General features: G+C 42.1%; 20 protein-coding genes. 13 read left to right on the forward strand and 7 right to left on the reverse strand.

Features of this window, described 5'->3' with window-relative positions:
* Positions 1-207: 207 nt before the first annotated feature.
* Genes ACXACJ_RS17790 through ACXACJ_RS17810 form a run of 5 tightly spaced genes read right to left on the reverse strand, consistent with a single transcriptional unit; the run spans position 208 to position 4,691 of the window.
* Positions 208-1,179, reverse strand: a complete 972-nt coding sequence (locus ACXACJ_RS17790) for an alpha/beta hydrolase (RefSeq protein ID WP_475135763.1) — start codon at positions 1,177-1,179, stop codon at positions 208-210.
* A 5-nt stretch (positions 1,180-1,184) separates the two neighbouring features.
* On the reverse strand, positions 1,185-2,117 hold the full coding sequence (locus ACXACJ_RS17795) for an aspartate carbamoyltransferase catalytic subunit (protein WP_475135764.1): 933 nt from the start codon (positions 2,115-2,117) through the stop codon (positions 1,185-1,187).
* The gene (pyrR, locus tag ACXACJ_RS17800; protein WP_475135765.1) at positions 2,117-2,665 is read right to left on the reverse strand and encodes a bifunctional pyr operon transcriptional regulator/uracil phosphoribosyltransferase PyrR; all 549 of its coding nucleotides are present in this window, start codon (positions 2,663-2,665) and stop codon (positions 2,117-2,119) included. The genes ACXACJ_RS17795 and pyrR overlap by 1 nt, the downstream gene beginning before the upstream one ends.
* 53 nt (positions 2,666-2,718) lie before the next feature.
* Positions 2,719-4,284, reverse strand: coding sequence for a hypothetical protein (locus ACXACJ_RS17805; protein ID WP_475135766.1), 1,566 nt, complete (start codon positions 4,282-4,284; stop codon positions 2,719-2,721).
* Positions 4,284-4,691 (reverse strand): EVE domain-containing protein, encoded by a 408-nt coding sequence (locus tag ACXACJ_RS17810; protein WP_475135767.1) that lies wholly within the window; start codon positions 4,689-4,691, stop codon positions 4,284-4,286. The genes ACXACJ_RS17805 and ACXACJ_RS17810 overlap by 1 nt, the downstream gene beginning before the upstream one ends.
* Positions 4,692-4,793: 102 nt before the next feature.
* Here ACXACJ_RS17810 and polX point away from each other — a divergent pair, with 102 nt between their 5' ends.
* The 4 genes from polX to purT all read left to right on the forward strand — a co-directional run bounded on the left by polX (position 4,794) and on the right by purT (position 9,056).
* Positions 4,794-6,506 carry a DNA polymerase/3'-5' exonuclease PolX gene (gene polX, locus ACXACJ_RS17815; RefSeq protein ID WP_475135768.1) on the forward strand — a complete coding sequence of 571 codons (1,713 nt, stop codon included), beginning with the start codon at positions 4,794-4,796 and terminating at the stop codon, positions 6,504-6,506.
* Complete coding sequence (locus tag ACXACJ_RS17820; RefSeq protein WP_475135769.1) at positions 6,499-7,515, forward strand: glycosyltransferase family 9 protein; 1,017 nt, start codon at positions 6,499-6,501, stop codon at positions 7,513-7,515. The genes polX and ACXACJ_RS17820 overlap by 8 nt, the downstream gene beginning before the upstream one ends.
* A complete protein-coding gene (locus ACXACJ_RS17825) occupies positions 7,512-7,778 on the forward strand; it encodes a hypothetical protein (protein ID WP_475135770.1) in 267 nt (88 codons plus the stop codon). Before ACXACJ_RS17820 ends, ACXACJ_RS17825 begins: the two co-directional genes overlap by 4 nt.
* Positions 7,779-7,901: 123 nt before the next feature.
* Positions 7,902-9,056, forward strand: coding sequence for a formate-dependent phosphoribosylglycinamide formyltransferase (purT, locus tag ACXACJ_RS17830; RefSeq protein WP_475135771.1), 1,155 nt, complete (start codon positions 7,902-7,904; stop codon positions 9,054-9,056).
* A 350-nt stretch (positions 9,057-9,406) separates the two neighbouring features.
* Here purT and ACXACJ_RS17835 read toward each other — a convergent pair whose 3' ends face one another.
* Positions 9,407-9,982 carry a helix-turn-helix domain-containing protein gene (locus tag ACXACJ_RS17835; RefSeq protein ID WP_475135772.1) on the reverse strand — a complete coding sequence of 192 codons (576 nt, stop codon included), beginning with the start codon at positions 9,980-9,982 and terminating at the stop codon, positions 9,407-9,409.
* Positions 9,983-10,052: 70 nt separating this feature from the next.
* Between ACXACJ_RS17835 and ACXACJ_RS17840 the strand changes: the two genes are divergently transcribed.
* From ACXACJ_RS17840 to ACXACJ_RS17880, 9 genes are all read left to right on the forward strand, one after another.
* Positions 10,053-10,748: an HAD-IA family hydrolase gene (locus ACXACJ_RS17840; RefSeq protein WP_475135773.1), complete on the forward strand. Its 696-nt coding sequence runs from the start codon at positions 10,053-10,055 to the stop codon at positions 10,746-10,748.
* Positions 10,745-12,043 carry a DUF5690 family protein gene (locus ACXACJ_RS17845; protein ID WP_475135774.1) on the forward strand — a complete coding sequence of 433 codons (1,299 nt, stop codon included), beginning with the start codon at positions 10,745-10,747 and terminating at the stop codon, positions 12,041-12,043. Before ACXACJ_RS17840 ends, ACXACJ_RS17845 begins: the two co-directional genes overlap by 4 nt.
* Before the next feature lie 4 nt (positions 12,044-12,047).
* On the forward strand, positions 12,048-13,154 hold the full coding sequence (locus tag ACXACJ_RS17850) for a TIGR03364 family FAD-dependent oxidoreductase (protein WP_475135775.1): 1,107 nt from the start codon (positions 12,048-12,050) through the stop codon (positions 13,152-13,154).
* A gap of 192 nt (positions 13,155-13,346) precedes the next feature.
* A complete protein-coding gene (locus ACXACJ_RS17855; RefSeq protein ID WP_475135776.1) occupies positions 13,347-16,604 on the forward strand; it encodes a SusC/RagA family TonB-linked outer membrane protein in 3,258 nt (1,085 codons plus the stop codon).
* Positions 16,605-16,624: 20 nt separating this feature from the next.
* A complete protein-coding gene (locus ACXACJ_RS17860) occupies positions 16,625-18,175 on the forward strand; it encodes a SusD/RagB family nutrient-binding outer membrane lipoprotein (protein WP_475135777.1) in 1,551 nt (516 codons plus the stop codon).
* A gap of 161 nt (positions 18,176-18,336) precedes the next feature.
* A complete protein-coding gene (locus ACXACJ_RS17865; protein WP_475135778.1) occupies positions 18,337-19,416 on the forward strand; it encodes an alkaline phosphatase family protein in 1,080 nt (359 codons plus the stop codon).
* A 123-nt stretch (positions 19,417-19,539) separates the two neighbouring features.
* Positions 19,540-21,201 carry an alkaline phosphatase family protein gene (locus ACXACJ_RS17870; protein ID WP_475135779.1) on the forward strand — a complete coding sequence of 554 codons (1,662 nt, stop codon included), beginning with the start codon at positions 19,540-19,542 and terminating at the stop codon, positions 21,199-21,201.
* A 110-nt stretch (positions 21,202-21,311) separates the two neighbouring features.
* Positions 21,312-22,637 carry a (R)-1-hydroxy-2-aminoethylphosphonate ammonia-lyase gene (gene pbfA, locus ACXACJ_RS17875; RefSeq protein WP_475135780.1) on the forward strand — a complete coding sequence of 442 codons (1,326 nt, stop codon included), beginning with the start codon at positions 21,312-21,314 and terminating at the stop codon, positions 22,635-22,637.
* Positions 22,618-24,333, forward strand: coding sequence for a metallophosphoesterase family protein (locus tag ACXACJ_RS17880; protein ID WP_475135781.1), 1,716 nt, complete (start codon positions 22,618-22,620; stop codon positions 24,331-24,333). Before pbfA ends, ACXACJ_RS17880 begins: the two co-directional genes overlap by 20 nt.
* 82 nt (positions 24,334-24,415) lie before the next feature.
* Here the strand turns inward: ACXACJ_RS17880 and ACXACJ_RS17885 are convergent, their stop codons facing one another.
* Positions 24,416-25,768 carry a PhoH family protein gene (locus ACXACJ_RS17885; RefSeq protein WP_475135782.1) on the reverse strand — a complete coding sequence of 451 codons (1,353 nt, stop codon included), beginning with the start codon at positions 25,766-25,768 and terminating at the stop codon, positions 24,416-24,418.
* Between the last annotated feature and the right edge of the window lie 94 nt (positions 25,769-25,862).

The raw sequence follows: 25,862 nt of genomic DNA on the forward strand, positions 1-25,862 counted from the left end.
TAAAAGGATTATTACGACAATTTTTCCTTTTTGGGCGTGCCCCTGCGGGTCGGGCTATGCGCTCCAAGTCCTCGCCAAACGCACAAAAGCCAATACACTGCGGGCTTTCCGCTGCTATCCCTCACGCGAGCGCTTACCGACATTGCTCAGGAAAACAAACAGCCCAACTCACTTAAACGACTTTCAGGGCTTTTGTTTTGAAAAGAGTTACTTTCTTAAAAAATCGTTCACAGCTTTGGTGTAACGCTCTTTATACTCAGGGCGAGTGTAAATACGAACATGTTCAGCATCTGCAAATGACTCCGAAGTTACATTAGGCAACCCTTCGATTTCTTTCTCTACGATTCTAGCAGGTGTTGTAGTATCGCCAGTTCCGTAAAGCACTAGCGTTGGCAGTGGGTTATTCTTCAGTAAATAAGAGAATTTCATGTTTTGTCCCCAATCATCAATCTTATGGTCGAATTTATTGAACGACATATCATAGATGAAATCAGGAATTCCCATTTCATCACTAGCCACTTTTGTGGTTTCATAAATATTGCTGAGTGGGCTCGCCAAAATCAATTTCTCTACGGTCAAACCTTCTTTCTGCTCAAATTCAACCAAATCTGGTCTGTTCACAGCTGTAGCACTTGCCATGGCGCCCATGGAAAATCCCCAAAGCACAAAATGATTTTGCCCATAATCATCCTTCAGCATTTTCATAGATGCCACAATATCTTCAGCAAATTCATAGCCCAAAGCCGTAGCCGAAGCTTCCGATTTCCCTGAATTTCTCAAATCAGGGATAAAAATATTGTAAAGGGAATCAAGGCCAGTTTCACGAACCAACTCCAAATATTTCATAGTTTTAAGGCGGTTACTCGTACGCCCATGATTGATCATTAAAGTCTGTGTAATTCCTTCTTTGGAAGCTGGCATATACCAACCGTTCAAACTCAACCCATCGAAAAGCGTTTTGTAATCAACTTCCTTATAGTTGTCAAAACCATAATCGGCCGGAGTTCTATGATCTCCAATTTCAAACTTGGCCAAAAGCTCGGGGTTGCTAGTTACCGATTCGAAAGTATATGGTTCATAATCGGTAATCATATGTACCATGTACGGTAAAAGTAGGAAATAGAAAGCCGCAATCACCAGCAGAAGGCCAATGATCATGATTTTGAAAAACTTTTTCATGGTTCTTAATTTTTAGAGAGGGAAGCCAGTAAATACAGAACCGCCATACGGACAGCCACGCCATTTTCTACCTGATCGAGAATAATAGCATTATCGGCATCGGCCACATCGCTGTTCAATTCCACCCCGCGGTTGATTGGCCCAGGGTGCATAATCACAATCTCCTTATTTAGTGAATCAAGCAACTTCTTGTTCACCCCATAATAAAGCGAATACTCCCTTAACGAAGGGAAATATTTAATCTGTTGGCGCTCCAACTGAATTCGCAACACATTGGCTACATCACACCACTCAAGCGCCTTTCTTACGTCCAATTCTACCTTAACACCCAAAGAAGCAATGTGCTTTGGCAGTAAAGTAATCGGCCCACAAACCATTACCTCTGCTCCTAATTTCTGAAGCGCAAAAATGTTAGAAAGCGCTACGCGCGAATGAAGAATATCTCCAATAATGGCTACTTTTTTGCCTGCAACTCCACCTAATTTCTGCCTGATAGAATAAGTATCGAGAAGAGCCTGAGTGGGATGCTCGTGTGTGCCATCTCCAGCATTTACAATATTGGCTTTAATATGTTTAGCCAAAAAGTGCGGAGCACCTGGGCTTGAATGGCGCATTACAATCATATCCACTTTCATGGATAAAATGTTGTTTACGGTATCTAAAAGCGTTTCTCCCTTTTTAACCGAGCTACTTGCCGATGAAAAATTGATAACATCGGCAGAAAGTCGTTTTTCGGCCAATTCGAACGAAAGGCGGGTTCGGGTAGAATTTTCGAAAAAGACATTGGCAATTGTAACGTCTCTGAGCGAAGGCACTTTCTTGATCGGTCTGTTGATCACGTCCTTGAACTCATCGGCAGTTTCAAAAATAAGCTCAATATCTTCAGGGGTAATATCCTTGATTCCTAAAAGATGTTTGACACTCAACTGCTCCTGCATTATTCTTCTTCCTTATTAATTAGCCAAATATTATCGTCTTCAACGCCTTGCTCCTTCCACTCCACAAGTACTTTCTGAGAATCCAATGTGTTCACCTGCCTTCCCACATAATCGGGTTTAATAGGCACATGACGCGAGTATTTTCTTTCTACCAAAACCAGCAATTCTACTTTTGCCGGACGCCCGTAAGCAATCATAGCATCCATTGCTGCGCGAATTGAACGGCCAGTGTAAAACACATCGTCAATCAGAATCACCTTTTTGCCTTCAACCAAAAAATCAATTTTGGTTTCATTGGCTCTTTTTGGTGAATCTCTTCTTCTGAAATCGTCTCGGTAAAATGTAGAATCCAGATAACCCAAATCTACTTTGGCATCGGTAAACTCATGAAGTCTTTCTTTGATGCGTTCGGCAAAATAGATACCTCTAGGCTGAAGCCCTAAGATTACAGTATTATCAAAATTCTGGTGGTTTTCTATCAGTTCCTGACAGAGACGGCCAATGGTTATGGCCAATTGTGGATGTCCTAAAAGGAGTTTGCGTTGCATTTCAAGCGTCAAATATACTAAAAGGATTGGCTACTCTAAACGGGATTCAACAATTAATCGATTCCAGATGCTTTTGGTGGCTTTTTGATTGTGATTTTGTTTATGAAAAACACCTTTTGTTGCTCCGTTGATTTATCGACCGAACGGACATTCTGAACGCCATAAATGACAAAGTAATCTCCGTACCAACGTATTGTTTTCAAGCTGGCCTCATATTCGTACTTCAGTTCATCTCCGTCCGACAATCTCAATTCCTGAACAATTCCCTCGCTCTCACCTGTCTTATCCATCACTTTGGCGTGGATCTCCTTATCAACATAAAAAGCGTATGCCGCATGATCTCCATTCCATGAGAAAGCTCCATATCGATCGAGTCCTCCGCTCATTTCCTGGCCTATTTCGAACCAGTCATCCCATTGAATTTCACCTGTTTTATTCAGCACTAAAGTGTAAGCATGCGTAAAATCGTACTCTGAAGTTCTGGTACTTCCCATGCCCGGAGTTGAATAGGGATAACCGTAATTAGGCACGCCAACAGGATAATAGGCTCTTCCAAAACCATTGTAGGTATAAAAATCATTTTCGGTTTTGTTAAAGCCTCTAACAAATTCCCCAAAAACCACTAATTGATTATTTTCCTCGTGCATTTCACGGAACATAGGGTGCAATCTGTAATGGCCGTCTTTCCCACTTTTTTTGAGCTTTAAAGCTCGCTCTTTATACCTAGCAGCTCGCTTTTCTCCCATGTAGTCAAAAAAATGAGGCAGTTCGCCAAAACTGTAATAGTTCATGGTTTGCTTTCCCTTTCTATCGATATAATTCACAAAATAGCCCGCTGGGCTGGTTGTATTTTTATAGCCATACAAGCCCACAATCACTTGGCTGATATCATTGATGCTAGAAGAAACCGCTGTAATGAGCTGATAATCCAATTTGGTTTCAATGGTATAATCACGAATGGCATTGCCCAAGTAATCGTAAGTATTCACAATGATGGTGCGGTCCTTTCTTTCATTTTTTTGGGTAGCCAAAACATTAAAAGTAAGGTTGTCGCTGTTGATTTTTACTTCGACAAGCTCCGAGTTGTTCTGATATACGTTGGAAAGCGTTCTTACTTTATCGTTTTCAAAATCATAAGCCAGTACCACAGGACGCATTTCGTAAAGCCCGCCAATCACCGCAGTATTTTTAATAACCTCAAATTCTTGAACATCCATTTCCAAAAGCTCTTTGGGCTCATACTCATCGATTAATCCCGACTTGTTGTCCAATCTCAAAATTTTGATTTTCGATTTGGCCGGAGTATCCTGAAGCATTAAATAGGTTTTACCATTCACAAAATGGTAGCCCAATAAATTATATGATCGATTGATTTTTACAGTGTCCGCCTGTTTAAGCGCCATATCACTATCCAGCTGAGTGATATACAATTTGTATTCCTTGCCCGAAGTACGAAAATCGGTTTGAACCATCGTTAAACCGACTTCTTCATTAGAAATTACAAGCACATCATCTTCGCGAAATTCAAACTCGCGTTCATATCGGCCATGAAATTCCACTTGTGCTAGAACCAATTTTGCACATGAAAAAAATAGAAATACAAGGGTTAGCCTTTTCACTATGATTTTGATTTTTCTATAATTATATCAAACTCTTCTTGGCTCACTGGCTGAACTGAAAGTCGGCCAATACGAACCAAAGCCATATTTTGAAGCCTATCATCCGCCTTTACTTCATCCAAAGTAACTGGCCGATTCAGTTTCTCCTTCGCCACAAAATCTACCACCACCCAGCGATCGTCATCAGTTGTTGGATCGGGATAGAATTCTTTAACACATTCAGCAATTCCCACAATGGATTTTTCGTCTACACTATGATAGAAAAAAGCCAAATCGCCAACCTTCATGTCTTTCATGTGTTTACGGGCAGCATAGTTGCGAACTCCGTCCCAATGATCTTGACCCTTCGCCACAAGATCGTCCCAAGAATAAGTATTAGGCTCCGATTTGATCAACCAATAATTCATAAAGAGTTATTTTTAATTTAGCTTTCGATGGAATTTAGGAAATGTTCCAAGATTAAAAAAGGAACAGCTCATTGCAATTGATACAGTAAAAACTCTTCTATTTTGGATAATAGCACCATTCTAAAACAACTGAAGCTTCAGGCAGCCCTTATGGAGCTTCACGATGAAAACAGCTTTAAAATTCGCGGTTATCAAAATGCCATATTCAACCTCGACAAAAGCGATATCGAACTTGGAAATCTTTCCTTAACCGAGCTGGAAAAGTTAGATGGAGTGGGCAAAAGTATTGCCTCTACAATCAACGAAATTAACTTAAAAGGAGCTTCTGCAGCATTAGAAGAGTATTTAGCCACAACACCAGAAGGCATTGTTGAACTTTTGGACATCAAAGGCATTGGCCCGAAAAAAATAAAAGTGCTTTGGAAAGAACTGGGTATTGAAAGTGGTCACGAACTGAAAGAAGCCGCCAACTCAGGGCTTGTTGCTAAACTCAAGGGCTTTGGCGAAAAAACTCAGCAAACCATTATCAATGCGCTGGAATTTAAAGAAGCCAATGCCAATAAACTTCATTATGCTGAGGCTGAAGTACTAGCCGAAACCATAATCAGCTCATTAAACGGCCTTTCTGAAAGTTTCAAAGTTCAGGAAACGGGTGCGCTCCGAAGAAAAATGGAAGTGATTGATATCATTGATATTCTTGTGGGTTGCGATTCCATTAATGAAGCTGAAGAACTAATCAACACTTCAGAAGATTTTAAGCAAGAAGAAAGCTTTTCGGGGCCGCTGACCTGGCGAGGTTATTTTAAAGAGCAGCTTATTCCCGTTCAAATTTCCTTCTGCAAAACAGAAAACTTTGTGAGAGAGCAGTTTTTAAGAACCGGCAGCAATTTGCATGTTCATATTGCTTTGCAAGAAGGCAAAACTCTGAAAGATGTAGTTTGGCAAAAAGATTTTGATTCCGAAGAAGCTATTTACCGAGCAGCCGGAATGGACTTTATAGAACCAGAATTACGAGAAGGAACTTTCGAAATTGAAGCCGCTAAAGCAGGTAATCTTCCAAAGCTTGTAGGCATGGAAGATTTAAAAGGCATTTTGCACAATCACTCTACGTATAGCGATGGCAAGCACAGTTTGGAACAAATGGCTACGCATTGTAAAGAATTGGGCTACGAGTATTTAGGCATTTGCGATCACAGTAAATCCGCCTTTTACGCTAATGGATTGGATGAAGATCGTGTGATTCAACAGCATGCCGAAATTGATGAACTGAACAAAAAATTAGCCCCGTTTAAAATATACAAGGGCATTGAATCGGATATTCTGTACGATGGCCAGCTGGACTATGCTGATGAGGTTTTGGCCAGCTTCGATTTTATTGTGGCTTCAGTCCATTCCATTTTGAACATGAAGCAAGAAAAAGCCACACAGCGACTTCTCACAGCTATTGAAAATCCTTATACCACCATTTTGGGGCACCCAACTGGAAGGCTTTTACTTCGCAGAGAAGGCTACCCGATTGACCATAAAGCAGTGATTGATCATTGCGCCAAACATAACGTGGTAATCGAAATCAATGCTAACCCTTGGCGCCTGGATCTTGACTGGAGATGGGTTCATTATGCCCTTCAGCAGGGAGTTAAACTATCCATCAATCCCGATGCACATGCCATGGAAGGCTATCAGCATATGCGATATGGTCTTTTGGCGGGCAGAAAAGGAGGCCTCACAGCCGACATGACTTTTAATGCACTTTCTTCTGAAGAAATCGGGAAGTTCTTTACTGAAAGAAAAGCCAAAATCACGGTTAATGGCTAAACAGAAAATACTTGTTATCCGCTTTTCTTCCATTGGAGATATTGTGCTCACTACGCCAGTTATGCGGGCGCTAAAAACTCAATTGGACGATGCTGAAGTTCATTTCTGCACTAAAAAACAATACGCCAATATTGTAGAGCACAATCCTTATATCGATAAAATTCATGTGCTGGAAAAGGAGTTGAATCCGCTCATCAAAGCCCTGAAAGCTGAAAATTTCGATTACATCGTTGATCTTCACAACAATTTAAGAACGCGAATAATTAAGGCTCGGCTTTCAAAACCATCTCACGCTTTCGACAAGCTGAACTGGGAAAAATGGTTGATCGTGAATTTCAAAATCAACAAACTCCCTAATGTTCATATTGTAGATCGCTATATGGAAACCGTGGCTCCTTTAGGGGTTAAAAAAGATGCCTTGGGCCTTGACTATTTTATTCCTGAAAAAGATGAAGTTGAAAAAGATTGGCTGCCAGAAACGCATCGTGAAGAATATGTAGCTTTTGCCATTGGTGGCCAGTTAGAAACCAAAAAACTTCCTTTAAGCAGAATGATTGAGCTTTGCGATAAAATCAACAAGCCGATTATTCTTTTAGGAGGAAAAGAAGATGCCGAAAACGGAGAAAAGCTTGAAGATTTCTTCAACAGAAAATACGAGCAAGAAGACCAAAAGAAACCGCTTGAAGAGCTTGGCAAAAAAGCCTTGATCTACAATGGCTGTGGTAAATTCAACTTGAATCAATCGGCTTCCATTCTAAAAGGCGCCAGTTATGTGTTTACTCACGACACTGGGTTAATGCATATTGCCGCGGCATTTAAAAAGAACATCTTTTCTATTTGGGGCAACACGATTCCGGAGTTTGGTATGTATCCGTATCAAACCAAATTTACCATTCTGGAAAACAAAAAAGTTGATTGTCGACCATGCTCCAAAATAGGTTTCGACAAATGCCCAAAAGGCCACTTTAAATGTATGAATGATATTATCTTTGACTTTTGGCTGCCATGAAACCGACTACCAAACAAATACTTTCTGTTGTGCTTTTTGCCATTTCCGCAGTGTTGGAAGTTGGCGTAAGAACCGAGTTTATAAACCCTGAAAGTTTCTTGACCATTTCAGGAATTACGTTGGCCTTGCTTTTAGTGGGTTTAGGTTTGAATGTGAGCATCATCAGAAAAATGGGAGTACCCGACCCAATCAAAAAGCGAAGTCAAATTATCGGAATAGCACTTTCAGCATACGCACTATTACTTTATGTAATTTTACCATAACCTAAGAGCCTCTTTTAGCTAGCTTTCATTAATTCAGCTTTAAGAAATGCTCTATTCATAGCAAAAAGCGATAAACTTATTTGCTATATTTTATATTTGCTCAACCAATCAACTCGAATTGTTATGTTAAAAAAGATACTTCTACTGGGATCTGGAGAACTAGGAAAAGAATTTGCAATTGCTTGTCAACGGCTTGGGCAGCATGTAATTGCGGTTGATAGCTACGATCACGCGCCAGCCATGCAAGTGGCCGACCAATTCGAAGTGATCAACATGCTTGATGGAAAAGCTTTAGATAACCTAATAGAAAAACATCAGCCAGACATTATTGTTCCGGAAATAGAGGCCATTCGAACCGAAAGGTTTTACGATTACGAAGCGCAGGGAATTCGTGTAGTGCCCAGTGCTAAAGCCGCCAATTTTACCATGAACCGCAAATCCATTCGCGATTTGGCAGCTAAAGAACTTGGCGTTAAAACCCCAAAATTCCTTTATGCTTCAAGTTTAGACGAGCTGATTATTTCGGTGAATAAAATTGGCGTTCCGTGTGTGGTAAAACCCCTTATGTCTTCTTCAGGCAAAGGTCAATCTGTTATCAAGGACATCACTGATATTGAAAGCGCGTGGAAAGCCGCAGGGAAAGGCCGAGGCGATTCTGGAAAAGTAATTGTAGAAGAATTCATTCCATTCGAATCTGAAATTACGCTCCTAACTGTAACGCAAGACAATGGACAAACGCTCTTTTGCCCACCCATCGGCCATAGACAAGAACGAGGCGATTATCAAGAAAGCTGGCAACCGGCAGCGATCAGCGAAACCCAATTAAAAGAAGCTCAAGAAATTGCTGAAAAAGTAACCAAAGCACTAAAAGGTTCAGGCATTTGGGGTGTAGAATTCTTCTTAACGAAAGACAGCGTATATTTTTCTGAGCTTTCACCAAGGCCTCACGACACCGGCATGGTAACCCTAGCTGGCACCCAAAACTTTAATGAATTTGAATTGCATGCAAGAGCAGTTTTAGGTTTACCAATCCCGGGTGTCGATCTGCATAGAAATGGTGCTAGCGCTGTGATTTTAACAGAATCGGCTGGCACAAACCCAGTATATTCTGGCCTAGAAAAGGCTGCCGAGTTTCCAAGTTCTGACTTCAAAATATTCGGTAAACCTGTAACAAGACCATTCAGAAGAATGGGTGTGGCTTTGGCTTATGGCCCTGAAAGCGTGGAAGAACTACGTGAAAAAGCGCAAATTATAGCTTCAAAAATTACGGTAAAGTAATCCTCAAAATATTCTGTTTAAAGAGCCTAGTTTATGGAGCGTTAAACCTTCTTAAACTAGGCTTTTTTGTTATTCACCTAGTTCGTGAAACAAGCAGAAGCTATATTTCTTCGATTCAAAAGTTGACAAATATTCAATTCAATAGGTTATTTCAAATTAACTTTAAGTTATCTCAACTTAGTAAAACAGGCTTTCCAATTTAAAATAACTAACTGAATTTCAGTAATTTAATTATTAGCACAAAGTGAACTAAGTTACGATTTCGTTAAACTCACATTCCTCGTTTGGGCTCAAAATTTCTCTCTCTAATTTTACATATATGAACTTTTAAAGCGAGAACATTTCGGCAATTACTCGCCTGAGTTCATAAAATAAGCTTTGAACAGTTTAGCGCGTGTTGCGCCAGGGTTTTTGAGAGAATGAGGGATTTGTCCATTAAAATAAAGGGTATCGCCTTGTCGAAGGTGAACTTCTTCATCTAATAGGCCATAAATAACTTCCCCTTCCAGCAAATAAACCAGTTCATAAGAATCGTTCGCCAAAGGCTTTCTAAAAATGCCTGGCAACACGGTAACTGTAACCACTTTGACGGGGTGGTTGTGTATGATTTTTGACATCAGGTTTTCGTAAACAAGGCCTTTGGAATCGTATCGTGCTTCAATTTCTCCTTCTCCTTTTCTGATAAGGGTGTACGAAGCCTCGGGTTCCTCATCTACTGGCTTTACAATTTCAGACAGAGGTTCGTCAAGCGCCTCAGAAATTTTGTAGAGCACAGGCAAAGAAGGCATCGTTCGGAAGTTTTCAATTTTGGAAAGCAAACCCGGAGTAATCCCACTTTTTAAGGCTACTTCCGCCAGGTTCATTCCCTTCTCCTTTCGAACGTTTCGAAGCTTTTTGCCGATGGCGCTCAGTATGTCAGATTTCATGCAAGTATCGAATTGGAATTTCTAAATGTAAGCAAAGGCATGGATTACGTGCCTCATATCAGTGTAAAGAATGATTAAAAAAAGTGTGAAGATGGTGGTCTTCGATATGGCCGGTACCACGATAGACGAACAAAAAACGGTGTACAAATGTGTAAGAGAAGCCCTTTCTGAATTTGGCTTTGAATACACTTTGGAAGAAGTGGTGAACCGAATTGGAGGCATGAACAAACGCGAAGGCATTTCCCTGCTTATGAAGGCTGAAGATGAAGCGGTTACTGAAGAAGCCGTTCAGGTAGTTTTCGATTCTTTCAAAAGAAATGTAGAAGAAGCCTACGAAAAGGGCGATGGCCTAAAAGAAATGGATGGCGCAAGCGACCTCTTTACACACTTTAAATTAAACAACATAAAAGTTGTACTCGATACAGGCTATTTCAGAAGCACGGCCAATTTATTAATCGAGAAAATGGGTTGGATGGAAAACAGCTTAATCGATTTTTCAGTGACTTCTGATGAAGTAGAAACAGGCAGGCCAGCACCTCTGATGATCCAAAAAGCCATGGCAAAATTTGGCATTGAAGATTCTGAAGAAGTGGCCAAAGTAGGCGACACCCGCTCGGATATTGAAGAAGGTAAAAACGCAGGCTGCACTTTGATTGTAGGCGTAAGCTCCGAACAATACACCAAAGCAGATTTGCTCGAAATGGGTGCCACACACGCCATTGACAGGCTCGAAGAACTCAAAGCAATTTTAAACCCGCAGCAATGAGTCTAAAAGCATACTTGCATAAAGCCGATCATAAAGTGGTTGCCCTGGTAGGTGCATTAGCAGCATTCGGCACCTATTCCTGCATGTATGCTTTCAGAAAACCCTTTACCGCAGCCACATTTGATGGCTTCGAATGGCTTGGCATTGACTACAAAATATGGCTCATTTTTGCTCAAACCGTTGGCTACACGCTCTCTAAATTCTACGGTATCAAATTTATTGCAGAGCGCGGCCATCAAGGCAGAGCCAGGCTGATTTTGCTGTTAATCGGCATCAGTTGGATTGCTCTTTTGCTCTTCCCTCTCATTCCAAAACCCTTTAACATTTTGATGCTCCTTATCAATGGATTCCCTTTAGGAATGGTTTGGGGCTTAGTTTTCAGTTATCTGGAAGGAAGAAGAGCCACCGAATTCATGGGTGCATTTTTGGGGGTTAGTTTCATTTTTTCATCGGGCTTGGTAAAAACAGTTGGAGCCGAGTTAATGCTCAATTTTGGTGTTACTGCTTGGTGGATGCCCTTTTTTACAGGTCTTGTCTTTGTTTTACCCCTTTTACTTTTCGTTTGGGTTTTAGACCAAACCCCTCCACCAACTCAAGAAGATATTGCGCTTAGAAACAAGCGCGAAGCCATGAGCAAATCGGAGCGAAAAAGCTTCTTTTGGCAATACGCTTCAGGCATTTTCTTACTCGTTATCGCCTACGTATTTCTGACTCTCTTGAGAGATGTCCGCGATAATTTTGTCTCTAATATTTGGGCAGAACAAGGCTATGGCGAGCAACCCGGCATTTTCACTCAAACCGAAGTTCCCATTTCGTTAGCCGTTTTGGTGATCATTTGCCTTCTGGTTTTTGTGAAGAACAATCTCAAAGCTTTTATGATCAACCACCTGTTAATTGGCAGTGGTTTCATTATCATTTTCATTGGTACTTACCTTTTCTCAAAGGGCCAAACGGGAGCTTTACCCTGGATGGTAACCGTAGGTTTCGGCCTCTATTTAGCCTACGTGCCTTTCAATTGCGTGATTTTTGATCGCTTTATGTCGGCCTTTAAACACAAAGGTAATGCGGGATTTCTCATGTATGTGGCCGACAGCTTTGGCTATTTGGGCAGCATGGGTTTTCTCTTCTACAAAGAATTAGCGGGTTTTGGCGATATGTCTTGGACTCTGTTTTTTCAGAACTCCCTACTCGTAGTATCGGTGCTGGGTGTACTGATTACCACCGCAGCTGCGGTTTATTTCAAAAGAAAACATCAACGTCAATCAGAGGTGCCAGCTCAGTTGGTTTTGAATTAAAATTATGAAGAAAGCTATTGTCATCGGAGCCGGAATTGTAGGCTTAGCCACAGCCAGAAAGCTAGCTTTAAAGGGCTATCAGGTTGAAGTGATTGAACGGAGCGAAAAAGCTCAGGGAGCTTCAATCCGAAATTTTGGTATGGTTTGGCCGGTGGGTCAGCCCAAAGGCCACATGTATGATCGCGCCATGACTTCAAGGTCGATTTGGAAGCAAGTAGCCACTGAGGCCGGTATTTGGCATGGTGAAGTAGGCAGCCTCCACATGGCCTACTTACCAGAAGAACTGGCCGTAATTGAAGAATTTGTCGAGGCCAACCCTCAATACAAAATATTAAAACCCGAAGAAATTGAATCGGAGGCAGTAGTAAAAAAAGGCTTAAAGGCAGCCTTGTGGAGTAACGAAGAATTGATTGTGGACCCTAGAGAAGCCATCGCGAAAATTCCATCTTATCTGGAATCGAAAATGGGAGTCAAATTTCATTGGAATTCCACAGCGGTAGAGGTATCGCATCCAAAAGTGAAAACTTCCAAAGGCAATGTACTCGAAGCTGATTTGATTTTTGTTTGCAGTGGCGCAGATTTCGAGACACTCTATCCTGCTTTGTTTGCAGCGCAACAGATTACAAAATGTAAGCTTCAAATGATGCGCTTGGTTAGCCAACCCAATGATTGGAAAATTGGCCCAGCGCTTTGCGGAGGTTTAACTCTGGTTCATTACGAAGCCTTTAAGCAAACCGCTTCTCACGCAAAACTGAAAGCCTATTATCAAGAAAATCACCCAGACTTATTGCAATGGGGGCTGAATGTGATGGTTTCTCAAAATGGCAGCGGAGAATTAACCATTGGCGATTCGCACGAATACGGAAACGACTTAAGTCCGTTCAATCAAGAATTTATCGATCAAATGATTTTGGACTATCTAGCCACATTTGCCGATTTCAAAGATTGGACCATCGGTTCGCGCTGGCATGGCATTTACCCTAAAATGACCAATGGCGCTACGGAACTCATTCTAACTCCGGAAGATGGAGTAACGATAATTAACGGCCTTGGCGGAGCAGGAATGACCTTGTCTTTCGGCTTAGCTGAGGAAGCACTAGAACAATTTTGATTTTCGACTCAACCACTAACCGAAACGCTTATGTAAAAAATCTTTACCCAACAAAAAAGAAGCACTCCCGCAGAAGTGCTTCCCCAATTTGTTCCTGCGGCCTAACTCATCTTGGCGGAAGCTTTAGGCCGATTAAATCAAATACTAATCAAAGCAACCATTAAAAGTAAACTTCAATTAACGCTACAAATTATGAAAAAATGCGCTACTAAGCTTGCCCAAACATCGGCATGGCTTATGGCTTTAGCCTTAATCTTGGGAGTTTTCAATACTTCGGTATTGGCAAACGAACTTCCTGCTCGTGTAGACAAAACAATTTCGGGTACAGTGTACGATGCTTCTTCTGATACCCCGCTCCCATTGGTTACAGTTTCTGTAAAAGGCACTGGCCTTGGTATGGTAACCGATGCAGATGGAAAATATAATCTTACTGTTCCAGACAACGCTACTACCCTTGTATTCTCATTTATTGGTTACGAAACCATTGAAGAGCAAATTGGCAACAGAACCACCATTAACGTAAGACTTAAAGAGTTAGTGACTTCTTTGGAAGAAGTAGTAGTAACTGCTTTGGGTGTTGAGCGTGAATCTAAAGCTTTAGGATATTCCGTGCAGGAAATGCAAGGTGAAGAAATGACCGAAGCAAGAGAAACCAACATGGTGAATGCACTAAGTGGAAAAATTGCCGGTGTTCAGGTTACAGGTTCAGGAACTACCATTGGCGGTTCTTCTCGCGTAATCATCCGTGGTGAATCTTCATTGAACATCAATGCCAACCAGCCACTATTTGTTGTAGACGGCATTCCAATCAGTAACAACGTAAATGGTTCTTCAGGAAGTAACAACCTTGAAGTTGACTACGGTAATGCTGCAGGTGAAATCAACCCTGACGACATCGCTTCAGTTTCAGTTTTGAAAGGCCCAGCTGCGGCTGCACTTTACGGTTCAAGAGCTGCGAACGGTGCCATCTTGATCACAACTAAATCAGGAAAAGGCAAAAGAGGATTGGGCATTAGCATCAATTCTAATGTAAGCTTCGAAAACCCACTTCGTTTACCAGATTGGCAAAACACTTACGGCCAAGGAAACAACGGTCAGTTTGAGTTTGTTGACGGTGCTGGTTCTGGTATTGCCGATGGTGTGGACGAAAGCTGGGGACCAAGATTAGACGGAAGACTTATCACTCAATTTAGCTCTCCTAGAAATGTCGATGGCTACAGAGGTGGTGATTTAAATGCTCCTGCGGGTAGCACAATCACTCCAACACCTTGGGTGGCTCATCCAGACAACATCAACGATTTCTTTGAAACTGGTGTAACACTTTCAAACAATATCAGCTTAACTTCTTCCAACGATTTTGGAAATGTGCGTTTCTCTTGGACCAATCTTGATCAGCAAGGCATGGTGCCAAATACAGATTTGAAGAGAAATACTTTGGCTCTAAAATCAAGCTTGAACCTAACTGACAAACTGAAATTCAACGCTTCTGTTAACTACATCAATTCTCAAAGTGGAAACAGACCAGCCATCAGTTATGGTACTGAAAGTTTAATGTACTTATGGATTTGGTACGGTAGACAGATCAACACGCTTAACCTTAGAAACTACTGGATGCCAGGTTTAGAAGGCGTTCAGCAGTTCAACTATAACTACAACTACCACGATAACCCATACTTCACAACTTACGAAAACACCAACGGACAAAACAAAAACAGAATGTTCGGTACTGTTTCGGCTAGTTACCAATTCACCAATGAATTGAGCTTGATGGTAAGAACGGGTATGGATTACTACAACGACCTTCGCGATAGAAAAAGAGCTTTCAGCACTCAGCGTTTCCCTCAAGGAATGTACAGAGAAGACAAGCTTTACTTCTACGAACAAAACACCGACTTCCTTTTTACTTACAACAAAGAAGTGAATAGCAATTTCGCTTTCACCGTTTCTGTTGGTGGAAACCAAATGAAGCAAACCAACAACTCTAACCAAACGGTTGCTCCTCAGTTGTTGATTCCTGGTATCTATAACTTCTCTAACTCAGCGGTAAACCTTCAAGTAAGCCAATACGACCAAGAGAAGAAGATCAACTCGCTTTATGGTTACGGTCAGTTTGCCTATAAAAACATGATTTTCTTGGACGTAACAGGTCGTAACGACTGGTCTTCAACCTTACCAGCCGACAACAACAGCTACTTCTACCCTTCTGCTACTTTGAGTGCTGCTTTAAGCGACATTTTCGTTCTTCCAGCGGCAGTTTCGTTCGCAAAAGTAAGAGCAGCTTATGCTGAAGTTGGTAACGACACCAACCCTTACAGCTTGTCGAATGTATACAACTCGAGCACTGCTTGGGGTGGAACGCAGGCCAAAACAGAATCTTCTACTTTGGCAAACAGCGAGTTGAAGCCTGAAAGAACTGCTTCTTACGAACTTGGTGCCGATTTCAGATTCTTTGGTGGCCGCTTCGGGGTAGATTTCACTTACTACGACAATAGAACCAAAGACCAAATCATTCCGATTACTTTGGACATTGCCACAGGTTACAGCAGCCGAATTATCAACGCTGGTGAAATTCAGAACAACGGTATCGAGTTAATGTTGAGCGGAACTCCAGTAGCGCTTACCAATGGCTTCAGCTGGGATGTAAACGTAAACTTTACCCGCAACAGATCTAAAGTAATTGAGCTTGACGCAAGTGTTGACGCGTATACTTTAACGGAAAGAAACGGAGCTTATGTTCAAGCCAGAGAAGGCGAAAGAATGGGCGAAATTTACGGTGTTGGTTTCGCAAGAGTAAAGGATAAAAACAGCCCTTACTACGGCCAAATTATTCACTCGGCTGAAGGCACTCCTTTAAGAGATACAGAACTTGTAAACCAAGGAAACTACAATCCGGATTGGATGATGGGCATTCAAAATTCCTTTTCTTACAAAGGTCTTTCTTTAGGCTTCTTGTTTGATATCCGCCAGGGAGGAATTGTGGTTTCAAGAACCAAAACCATTGGTAGTACTTCTGGTCAGTTGAAAGAAACGCTTTACGGACGTGAGAATGGATATGACCTTTCAGAAGAAGGAAACGGTATTGTTTCTCCGGGTGTAATCCAAAATCCTGATGGTTCTTTTACGCCTAACACCATCAAAATTAGTTCAAGAAACTGGCATAACCGCTACTACGAAAGAGACAACGTAGAAGCTGCTAAATATGACGCTTCTTATGTGAAGTTGAGAGAGGTAAAAATCAGCTATGACCTTCCATTGAGATGGTTCGAAAACAATTTCATCCAATCTGTAAAAGTTTCTGCTGTAGGCCGAAACCTAGCATTATGGACTGACAACCCACACTTCGATCCAGATGTAATGGCCATGAGCGGAGGAACACTTCAGCCAGGTATCGAAAACATGGCTTACCCTTCTGCCAGAAGCATCGGCTTCAACTTGAACATTAAATTCTAAACCCATCTAAATAGACAATAATGAAACTTTTCAATATAAAAGCGAGCATCGTTGTATTGGCTTTATTCATCGGAATATCGTCTTGTGATGATGGATTCGAAGAACTGAACAAAAACCCAAACAGCCCAGAGCAGGTGCCAGCATCTTTGCTTCTACCAACCATTCTTAGAAACTCAATAAACGAAAACGCAGGTTTGGCGTGGGGCTTAGGAAACGTAGTAATGCAGTATTCTGCAAAAATCCAGTTTACCAACGAAGACCGTTACAACTGGGGGCCAGAATCTTCTCCTTACAACTCTTACTACAACGCCATGCGCGATGTGGAGAATGTGAAGAAAATTGCTGAAGAAAGTGGCAACGATAACTACAAAGGTGTGGCTTTAGTGATTGAAGCTTGGATGTATTCTGTACTTACTGATAGTTACGGAGATTTACCTTATTCTGAAGCTACTTTGGCTAAAGATGGGGAAAACCTTCCAGCTTTTGATACACAGGAAACCATTTACCAAGGCATTATTGCCAGCTTAAACGAAGCTAACGATTTGTTGAGCACAAGCGGCCAAGGCATTGATGGCGACATCCTTTTCAATGGCGACATTATGAGATGGAAGAAGTTTGCTAATTCACTTTTATTGAGAATCCATATGAGATTGTCTGACAAAGTAAACCCAAGCAGCGCAATGCAAGCTATTGTGAGCAACCCTACTCAGCACCCAATTCTTGAAAGCAATGATGACAATGTAGCGTTGCAGTATCTTTCTGATCTTCCAAATCAGCAGCCACTTTACACTACGCGTTCAGGTTCATTTGATGAGTATAGATTAAGCGAGAAAATGGAGAATACTTTGAAGTCGCTAAACGACACCAGACTTTTCGCTTATGCGCAACCTACTACTGAATCAGGAGCTGGTTTAGTGGGAGATTGGGACGATTACCAAGGTGTACCAAACGGTTTGGCCGATGAAGAAGCGCTTCAATATTCACCAAGTGGCGATCCAACCAAAGGTGGTTCAAACTTCATTTCTAGAATCGGATTGATGTTCTCTTGTTCAGCTTGTAACTCATTGGCTTCTCCAATCGCAAGACAAGCCATGTTAATGAGCTATTCAGAATTACAGTTCATTTTGGCCGAAGCTAGAGAAAGAGGATTTATCAGCACGGGTTCCGCTGAAACTTACTACCAAAACGGTATTCAAGCTTCATACGATTACTACGATGACAGACTTTCTGTAGGCGGTTACACTGCTATTGAGCAAGCCGTAAAGGCAGAAGCCTCTTATTTTACACAACCAGACGTTGCTTATGCTGGTACTCAAACCGAAAAACTTCAGAAAATAGCGACTCAGAAATGGATTGCTTCTTTCTTCAGCGGTTTAGAGGCTTGGTTCGACTGGAGAAGAACAGGTTATCCTGAAATCACTCCTGGCCCAGGTGCAGTGCAATCAACCGTTCCGGTAAGATTCATTTATCCATCAAGCGTTCAGGCTTTGAACAAGCAGAATTACACTGAGGTAATCCAAAGACAAGGCCCAGACAACTTGAACACCAAAGTTTGGTGGGATGTGAATTAATGAGAAAGAACAATTAATTACTTTTAAATACACGGGGCAGTTTAAAATTATGCTTGCGTCACCCTGAACTTGTTTCAGGGTCTGCAAAATCAGAGCAGGGATTCTGAATCAAGTTCGGAATGAAATGAAAATTTAAACTGCCCCGTACTAAACTTCAAACCATGAAAAAAACAGTTGTAGCCTTACTTTTCAGCATTGTGGCCTTGAGCGCCTGTGCACAGCACAAAACAGAGAACGTTATCCTCATTTCTCTGGATGGATTCAGATGGCAAGAGCTTTACTCTGGAGCAGATGAAAGCCTAATCAGCGACAAAAAATATGTTGAAAACACTGAAGAGCTTTCTGAACTTTTCTGGAAAAACAGCCCAAAAGAAAGAAGAGAAACCTTAATGCCCTTCTTCTGGAATGTAATCGCTAAAGAAGGTCAGCTTTTAGGCAATAGAGAACTGGGAAGCGAAGTAAACTGCACTAATACCATGTGGTTTTCATACCCTGGCTACAACGAAATTTTAACGGGAAAGGCTGATGACAGCCGAATCACTTCCAACGACAAAATCCAAAACCCTAACGAAACCATTCTTGAATTCACCAATAAGCAGCCCGGTTTCGAAGGCAAAGTGGCTGCATTCGGTTCATGGGATGTTTTCCCTTATATCATCAACGAAGAAAGGAGCGGAATTCCAGTAAACGCTGGATTCGAAAAATCTACCGATGAACCACTTTCCGACAGAGAAGTATTTCTAAACCGCCTTCAAGATGAAATTCCCGGCCCTTGGGGAGGCGTAAGACTTGATGCCTTCACTCATCATTTCGCCATGGAATACATGAAAAAACATGCGCCAAAACTGTTATACATCTCTTACGGTGAAACCGATGATTTTGCCCACGATGGCGAATACGATCACTACTTAAAATCAGCTCACCAAACCGATGAGTTTATCAAAGAAATTTGGGAGTACGTTCAGTCTACTCCTCAGTACAAAGACAAAACTACCTTGATTATCACCACTGACCACGGCCGTGGCACTGAGCCAAAAGATACTTGGAGAAGCCATGGAAGTGACATTAAAAACGCTGGTCAAATTTGGATGGCCTCAATAGGCCCTGATACTCCGGCAAAAGGCGAGGCAACAAAAGGCCAGAACTACCAAAACCAAGTAGCGGCCACAGTAACCGAACTTTTAGGCTTGGACTACAAATTAGAAGGCGCAGGCAAGCCTGTAAAAGGGTTTATTAAATAAGAAATTAGATTAGGTTTTTAGTACCCAAAGGGTGAATGAGGCTTAATCTGAGCCTCTTCTCCCTACTTTCTTTAGCTAAAAACACACTGCCGAAAACCCGTTTCGGCTTCAACCTTACTAGCAATGAAATTATTAACCAAAAGAAATTTCACAGCCTGTATTTGGGCTGTGCTTGGCATCGCCTTGCTCTTTAGCTGCGATTCCAATAAACAAAAACAACTCGCAAAGCATGTCATCATCATTGGTGTTGACGGGATGAGTCCCGATGGAATCCGCCATGCAGAAACACCAAACATGGATGAAATGATGGCCAATGGAGCATCGTCAATGATAGCCAGAGGAGTGTTACCAACAGTGAGTAGCCCCAACTGGGCTTCGCTTATTATGGGTGCAAGTCCTGCTCAGCATGGAGTCACTTCCAACGACTGGAGAAAAGACAAAAACAATATCCCAACCCAGATTTCAGGTTCGAGTGCTTTCTTTCCCACCATTTTTAAAGTAGCCAAAGACCAGCGTCCTGAGTTAAAAACCGCTATTATTTACGACTGGAGCGGGTTTGGTAACCTCTTCGATCACAGCGATCCCACACATCAGGAAAACGCCAAGGGCGAAGAAGCTACAACTGAAAGAGTGGTAGAATACTTCATGCAGGAAAAACCGAATTTCCTTTTTGTACATCTCGATCACGTAGACCATGCCGGTCACAGCGAAGGTCACGGAACTGAAGCTTATTATGAAGCAGTTGAAAAGGCCGATGAACTGATTGGGAAAATTAAGGCAGCCGTAGAAAGTAGCGAAATGGCTGAAAAAACGGTGATCATCGTCACTGCCGACCATGGCGGTGTAGGAAAAGGCCACGGTGGTGAATCTCTGGCAGAAATTCAGATTCCATGGATCGCCTCTGGCAAATCTATTAAGAAAGGACTGAAGCTGAAGAGCGCTATCAATACGTATGACACACCAGCAACAGCCGCTTACTTGTTGAACATCAAAACACCACAAGCCTGGATTGGGAAACCAGTTTTGGAAGCCATAGAAGGTGAAGAAGTTGAGTTGAATTACTTTGCTCCCGAGACTTTTCAACAACCGGAAATTTCTCCTAAAGCCGATGTGTATTCAGATGGAGGTGGCCTCTTTGTGGGTAAAACAGCCACCTTGGAGATCAAAAATCCAAACGGCTCAGGAACTGTCAGATATACCCTGGATGGAACCGTTCCAACCAATGGCTCTACGGAATATGCAGGCGCTATTGAGGTTTCAGAACACACCATTGTCAAAGCCGCCATGTTTAAGAATGGAGCGCGAGTGAGCCAGATTGAAAGCGGCTTTTTCAGATTCATACCCAACGAAAAAGGTCACGGACTGAGATATGCTGTTTACGAAGTAGATGAAATGATCCAGTTACCAATTTTTGCTGATTTCACACCCGTATCGAAAGGAATAGCATTAGAGCCATCGCTCGATCAACTTGCTCAGATTCGGGAAAGTAATGTAGCTATTAGCTTCGATGGTTTTATTAAAATCGAAACCTCAGGCAATTACACATTCTTTACCAAAAGTGATGATGGAAGCAAGCTCTTCATCGATGGAAAGGAAGTAGTCAACAATGATGGTGACCACGGAATTACAGAACAATCAGGAAATGTGACTTTGACTCAAGGCATGCACACCATCAGAATCGAATACTTCAACGGAGGAGGTGGTAGCTGGCTGGGTGCTTTCTATCAAGGCCCCGGAATACAGAAACAACCCATTCCCGGCAGTGCTCTTTTTGTTAGTCAATAGTCAGTGGTCAATAGTCAATGGTAATGAACGCGCCCAATGACCATTGACTAATGCCTAATGACCAATTTACCAGTTTCCCAATCACCTAATTCCCCAATCAACCAAGTACCATGGCAGTAAATCAAGGAGAACAAATAGGAGCTTTAAAACAACTCACACAGCGAGAAGGCGTGGATAATGAATTACTTCAGCGTGATGCGGATGTCTTTTTTCATCAGACACTTTCCACTCCGGTTTTCAATACCATTAGCAAAGCCGAAGGTGCTTATATCTATGACGGACAGGGGAAGAAGTATCTCGATTTACATGGCAATGGTGTCCATACCATCGGTTATAATCACCCTAAAGTGGTGGAGGCGTTGAAACATCAGTTAGATGTGAGTTTTTCATTTGCTCCCAGAAGGTTTACCAATGAACCTAGTGTTTCTTTGGCGGAGAATCTGGTCCGGATTGCTCCTGAAGGGCTCTCCAGAGTTCTTTTTTGTCCGGGAGGTTCAGAAGCTATTGAAATGGCGGTGATGTTGGCGAAGCATCATACCGGCAGGCATAAAACCCTGTCATTCGAAGGTACTTTTCATGGAGCAGGCTTTCAGGCCGTTTCGATTGGAGCTGATCCGCATTTTAAGGAAGGCCTTGGGCCAATGATGCCCGGAGCCTTGCATCTTCCTTTGCCTGATTATTACCGAAATCCCTGGAACAGCGATGATCAGATGTTTATCGATGAAATGTATCTGAAGCAGTTGAGTAAAATGGTTCAGGCCGAAGGAGAAATAGCAGCTTTGGTCACTGAACCGATTTTCTACAATAGCACGGTTCCCACACCATACTATTGGCAGCAGGTTCGAAAGCTCTGCAATCAGCATGGCATTTTGCTGATCTTCGATGAGATCTACACCGCCTTTGGCCGAACCGGAAAGATGTTCGCTTCGGAGCATTTTGTAACTCCTGATATTCTGGTAGTCGGTAAAGGCTTTGGAGGTGGAATTGTGCCTTATGCCGGAATTATCGGAAAGGAAGAACTCAACACTTTACTGCATAGATCTATCGGGCATTATACCCACGAAAAGAGCCCTTTTTGCGCAGCAGCGGCCAAAGCTGTGATTGACGTGCTGGAACAAGATGAGTTGGTTCAAAGAACCGCAGCACTTGGTAATTACTTCAAAGCGGGACTGGAAACTCTTCAGAAGCGATTTGAGATCATAGGAAATGTAACAGGGCTCGGTCTGAACCTGGGAGTTGATTTGGTGAAGGACAGGAGCACGAAGGAGAGAGCCATTGACAAGGCACATCAACTGATGGCCTATTGCTTTGAGCGAGGAGTTTCATTCAAACTCATACAGCAAAATATCCTCAATCTGAAGCCCGCATTAGTGATTACCAGAGAAGAGATTGATACGGTTTTAAATACCCTGGAAGATGGATTGGAGAATCTATAAGCTAACTATTCTGTTGGTATTGACTACTGCGTGCGGTAAGCCTTCCAATACCCCGACATTTCGATCATACACTTTAGAAGTCGATCAACAAATCACGCAAAAGCTCAATCAGATTTTGCCTGAACACCGGGCTGAAGGTGTTCAACTTAAAGATAACTGGCAAGTGAACCTGGAAGATGAGCGGGGAGGTTTAGATGTGTCTGTTCCGGCTTTTGGTAGAGAGATCATTTCTTTGCCTCATAGAATTAATCTTCCTGATCATTCCATGTGGTACCAGACCAAAGTGAATTTGGAAAAGGGCGTTTTGCATATCAATGCAGATGATGGGGCGCAACTTTGGCTTGATGGGCAAAGAACCAAACCGGTGAAGGGGAATTATTATCCGATATCAAAGAGTGGTGAACAGGAAGTTGCCATTCGAGTGATTAACAATGCTATGGCAGGAGGTTTGAGATCAGTTCAGTTGATCGGTGAAAACCAATGGAAAGCTAAGTCTGATGTTATGGAACGAAGAGAAATGCTTCGGGAAATTCTGGCTAAACGGGCACTTTTAACCAATCTGGAAAAACCTGTTCAAGCACTCATTCAAAAGGCTCTTGAGGAGCCAAATCTGGAAAACCTTTTAGAAGCTAAGGGGTCACTTAGTGAGAAGCCTGTTCTTCTGGCTGAACCAATTCTGCAAAGAGATGCTTCAGGACAAACTTTTTTAAGATGGGTGAGTAGTGAGGATGGCAATTCTGAGTTGATTTATGGCTCAGATTCCATTGCACTGGATCAGCGAAAGATGATTTCTGGTGAGGATGGTGTGTTTTTGACTCCAATTGACGAGTCGGTTCAATTTTATCAGATCAAACAGAAAGAGTTTGTTTCTCCGGTATATAAGCTTCAACTTAAAGTAAAAAGCGAGAACCAACGATTTATGGTTTGGGCCGATAGCCAAAGTGGTTGGCCGGTTTTCGATTCCATCATGAGAATGGTCAATTATTACGAACCTGAGTTTTCTGTCGGAGCTGGAGATTTGGTGAATCAGGGAGATGATGAACAGGAATACCTTCGCTTGATGCGGTCTCTTCATCAAGGCGGATTTGTGCATTATCCGGTGCTGGGAAACCACGACTATGATGGATATTATGAAGAGCTTAAAGCTCAGAATTATGATCAATTCTTAGGCTTATCAGGGCAGAGGAATTACTTCTCATGGAGAGAAGGAGCACTCGCCTTTATTGCACTCGATTTAAATGAAAGCTTCCCTGTTGGTCTTCCTGAATCTTCTGAGCAATATCAGTGGTTTTTGAGTCAGCTTAAATCTGAAGCCTGGACTTCGGCAGAATGGCGCTTTCTGGTACTGCATCATCCGCCATATTCTCAGGGTTGGCCAGGATACGAAGGTGAGATTTCAATCCGGGAGTTACTCGAACCACTTTATGAATCAGCCAAAATTGATGTGGTGATAGCAGGTCATACCCACGACTATGAGCGTTTGATAAAGAACTTCGGTAATGAGCAAACCGCTTTTGTGGTTGTTGGTGGAGCTGGAGGAGGGCTGGAACCCATCGAGAATTCACCTCAGCCCAAAATGGATACCGTGATGAGTGTCCATCACTTTGGCTTAATCGATGTGAAAGGAAAGCAGCTTAATTTTCAGGCTATCGACCTTGAGAAGAAGGTGATTGATTCTTTTAAAATGAGTCATTAAATCCGTCTTCTTCAAAAGAAAAAGTCACCTTGGCACACCAGAAGCTTATGAAGAGATTTAAAAAAGAGGCTTCTAAAGCCTCTTACAACATCTCATTCGCTAGATTGGCTAACTCAGAACGCTCACCTTTTTCTAAAGTGATGTGGGCGTAAAGCGGATGATCTTTCACCCGATCGATTAAGTAAGAAAGGCCATTGGATTGAGAATCCAAGTATGGTGTATCGATTTGGTAAATATCACCCGTAAACACAATCTTAGTGTTCTCCCCTGCCCTTGTAATAATCGTTTTGATTTCGTGAGGAGTGAGATTTTGAGCTTCGTCCACAATAAAGAAAATGTTGGATAAGCTTCTACCGCGAATGTAAGCCAAAGGCGTAATCAGCAGCTTTTCTTTGTTCACCATTTCGGTTATGGCTTTAAACTCCTTATCTGTTTCCTTATACTGATTTTGGATGAATTTAAGGTTGTCCCAAAGCGGCTCCATGTATGGATTCAGCTTCGATTTTATATCTCCCGGCAAATAGCCAATATCTTTATTGCTCAAAGGAACAATTGGCCGAGCCAAGTAAATCTGTTTGAATTCTCTTCTTTGCTCCAAAGCACCAGCCAAAGTCAAAAGGGTTTTACCTGTACCCGCCACACCTTGGATTGTAACTAATTTCACCTCGGGATTCATAATGGCGTGAATGGCAAAAGTTTGTTCCGCATTTCGAGGTTTTATGCCAGAAACAGGGCGTTTATCTACCTTTTGAATACCATCTTCCTGCGCATGATAATACGCAAGCACAGAATTCTTATCGCTTTTTAATATAAAATACTGATTAGGAAGCGCCTTTTTTCGTTTCAGAACCTCTTTGGGGCTTACAGTTCCATCCTCATAAAGGTGGTTTACTAGCTCTGAATCAACCTTTTCAATTTCAATTTTCCCCTTACGAAGCGACTGTACATTCTTGATTTTACCAGTTTCGTAATCTTCGGCCGCCAAGCCCATCGATTTGGCCTTCAACCGAAGGTTAATATCCTTGCTTACCAGAATCACATTTCGGCCCGGGTTCTCATCGCGCATGCGCAAAGCAGCGTTCAAAATGCGGTGGTCATTCTTCTTTTCACCAAACACTTTGTTCGCGTCCAGTTCACCTTCTCCCGACCCAGACTCCATAATTACCTTGAAACTTCCACGGGTCTTTCCATTGAGGGGAATCCAATCTTGAAGCGATTTGTCTTTGGCCAGCTTATCCATTAGGCGGGTAAACTCACGCGCCTCAAAATTCTTGGTATCGTTACCTTTTTTAAACTGGTCTAGCTCTTCTAAAACCGTAATGGGAATCCCTATATCATGTTCTTCAAAGTTCATGATGGAAATGTGTTCAAACAAAATTACGGAAGTGTCCAGTACGAAAATCTTCTTATCACTCAGCTTCTTAGCTCTTGGCATATCGGAAAGGTCAGGATTGAATAGAACGGTTGTTTTAAGTTAGTAAAATATCATGTCAAACAAGCTGGGCGAACACTATTAATAGAAAGTTAAC

The organism is Roseivirga sp. AWQ4_251, assembly GCF_056158225.1.

Bases quoted from the DNA above. Each gene is read 5' to 3' on its own strand.
- ACXACJ_RS17825 (WP_475135770.1), top strand. From the start codon at position 7,512: ATGAAACCGACTACCAAACAAATACTTTCTGTTGTGCTTTTTGCCATT.
- ACXACJ_RS17885 (WP_475135782.1), bottom strand. From the start codon at position 25,768: ATGCCAAGAGCTAAGAAGCTGAGTGATAAGAAGATTTTCGTACTGGAC.
- ACXACJ_RS17845 (WP_475135774.1), top strand. From the start codon at position 10,745: ATGAGTCTAAAAGCATACTTGCATAAAGCCGATCATAAAGTGGTTGCC.
- pyrR (WP_475135765.1), bottom strand. From the start codon at position 2,665: ATGCAACGCAAACTCCTTTTAGGACATCCACAATTGGCCATAACCATT.
- ACXACJ_RS17880 (WP_475135781.1), top strand. From the start codon at position 22,618: ATGGATTGGAGAATCTATAAGCTAACTATTCTGTTGGTATTGACTACT.
- ACXACJ_RS17840 (WP_475135773.1), top strand. From the start codon at position 10,053: ATGATTAAAAAAAGTGTGAAGATGGTGGTCTTCGATATGGCCGGTACC.
- ACXACJ_RS17865 (WP_475135778.1), top strand. From the start codon at position 18,337: ATGAAAAAAACAGTTGTAGCCTTACTTTTCAGCATTGTGGCCTTGAGC.
- ACXACJ_RS17790 (WP_475135763.1), bottom strand. From the start codon at position 1,179: ATGAAAAAGTTTTTCAAAATCATGATCATTGGCCTTCTGCTGGTGATT.
- purT (WP_475135771.1), top strand. From the start codon at position 7,902: ATGTTAAAAAAGATACTTCTACTGGGATCTGGAGAACTAGGAAAAGAA.
- ACXACJ_RS17820 (WP_475135769.1), top strand. From the start codon at position 6,499: ATGGCTAAACAGAAAATACTTGTTATCCGCTTTTCTTCCATTGGAGAT.
- ACXACJ_RS17870 (WP_475135779.1), top strand. From the start codon at position 19,540: ATGAAATTATTAACCAAAAGAAATTTCACAGCCTGTATTTGGGCTGTG.
- ACXACJ_RS17835 (WP_475135772.1), bottom strand. From the start codon at position 9,982: ATGAAATCTGACATACTGAGCGCCATCGGCAAAAAGCTTCGAAACGTT.
- ACXACJ_RS17855 (WP_475135776.1), top strand. From the start codon at position 13,347: ATGAAAAAATGCGCTACTAAGCTTGCCCAAACATCGGCATGGCTTATG.
- ACXACJ_RS17850 (WP_475135775.1), top strand. From the start codon at position 12,048: ATGAAGAAAGCTATTGTCATCGGAGCCGGAATTGTAGGCTTAGCCACA.
- ACXACJ_RS17795 (WP_475135764.1), bottom strand. From the start codon at position 2,117: ATGCAGGAGCAGTTGAGTGTCAAACATCTTTTAGGAATCAAGGATATT.
- pbfA (WP_475135780.1), top strand. From the start codon at position 21,312: ATGGCAGTAAATCAAGGAGAACAAATAGGAGCTTTAAAACAACTCACA.
- ACXACJ_RS17860 (WP_475135777.1), top strand. From the start codon at position 16,625: ATGAAACTTTTCAATATAAAAGCGAGCATCGTTGTATTGGCTTTATTC.
- ACXACJ_RS17810 (WP_475135767.1), bottom strand. From the start codon at position 4,691: ATGAATTATTGGTTGATCAAATCGGAGCCTAATACTTATTCTTGGGAC.